Origin of the sequence: Streptomyces sp. NPDC059900 (genome assembly GCF_050270335.1) — a bacterium.
Taxonomy (GTDB): Bacteria; Actinomycetota; Actinomycetes; order Streptomycetales; family Streptomycetaceae; genus Streptomyces.
The window spans coordinates 1-1,602 of the sequence record NZ_JBNNJZ010001039.1 but is presented as its reverse complement, the minus strand read 5'-3'; the positions used below and the strand labels follow the sequence as shown (position 1 = coordinate 1,602).

1 protein-coding gene is annotated in these 1,602 nt (G+C 69.6%); it reads left to right on the top strand.

From position 1 onward, the window contains the following. Nucleotides 1-132 precede the first annotated feature (132 nt). Nucleotides 133-1,602: AMP-binding protein (locus ACQKIP_RS46975; RefSeq protein ID WP_427745819.1), on the top strand; the 1,470-nt coding region annotated here is incomplete at its 3' end.

Sequence of the window (1,602 nt, the reverse complement as noted above, 5' to 3'; positions counted from 1 at the left end):
CCGGCGCCCGCCGCGGTCTCCCCTGCACCACGATGTGATTTTCCATTAACAAAAAGCTTCTTGAGCGGCCGCATCGCGGGCATAATGGCGGCCGGTCCCCCTCCCCCGCCCATCCGGAACCCGAGGAGTGGCATGTCCGTCGATACGGCCCCTGCATGGTCTTTCCGCCACCACTGGATGGCACATGCCGCCACCCACGCCCAGATGCGGCCCGACAAGCCCGCCCTGCGCCACCTCGGCGCGACCACGACCTGGGCCCAGCTCTCGCGCCGCTCGCTGCAACTGGCCGCCGCGCTGGCCGAGCACGGGGTCGCCGCCGGTGACCGCGTGGCCCTGCTGACGCTGAACCATCCCTGGTTCGTGGAAGGCCTGTTCGCGGCGAACAGCCTGGGGGCCATGGCGGTGCCCCTCAGCTTCCGGCTGGCGCCCCTGGAACTGGACTATATCCTCACCGACTGCACCCCCGCGGCAATCGTCGTCGACGCGCGGCTGCTGCCGCTGCTGCGGGCCGTGCCCGGGGCCGCGTCGATCGGCACGGTCATCGTGATCGGCGAGCAGGGTGACGGCGCAGCAAGTGCAGCCGAACCCGCAGAGCACGCCTACGAGGAATTCCTGGCGGCGCACGCGCCGATGGAACTGCCCGACATCAGCGAGGAGTCGACCGCGCTGATCATGTACACCTCGGGGACCACGGGCCGGCCGAAGGGGGTGATGCTCTCCCACCGGAACATGCAGATACAGGCGATCACCTGCATCCGGGCGATGGACATCTACGACGACTCCGATGTCGGCTTCCTGACCGCCCCGTTCTTCCACATCGCGGGCCTGGGATCGATCGTCGCGAACTTCCTGGTCGGCAGCACCACAGTGATCCACCCGCTGGGCGCCTTCGACCCCGGGGCGGTCCTGGATGCCTACGAACGCGAGGGCGCCACGATCGTCTTCAACGTGCCGCAGCAGTGGGAGCTGCTGTGCGCCCAGCCCGGCATCGACAAGCGCGACCTCAAACTGCGCGTCATCAGCTGGGGAGCGGCGCCCGCCAGCGATGCGACCCTGCGCGCCATGGACGCGTGTTTTCCCCGCGCCCTGAACGTGGCGGTCTTCGGCCAGACCGAGACCTCGCCGATCACCTGCGTCCTGCGCGGCGCGGACGCCCTGCGCAAGCTCGGCTCGGTCGGCCGGCCCATCCCGACCCTGCAGTACCGCATCGTGGACGCCGCCATGAACGACGTTGCGCCCGGCGAGGTCGGCGAGATCGTCTACCGCGGGCCGACCGTGACGCGCGGCTACTGGAACAAGCCCCTGGAGACCGCGGCGGCCTTCCACGGCGGGTGGTTCCACTCCGGGGATCTCGTCAGGCAGGACCCGCAGGGATTCGTCTGGGTCGTCGACCGCGCCAAAGACATGATCATCAGTGGCGGCGAGAACATCTACTGCGCCGAACTGGAGAACGTCATCGCCGAGCACCCCGCGGTCCGCGAAGTCGCGGTGATCGGCAGGCCCGACGAGCGCTGGGGCCAGGTGCCGGTCGCCTGCGTCACCCTGGCCGCGCAGGGCGAGCTGTCGCTGCCCCAGCTGACCGACTTCCTGGCCGGGAAGCTC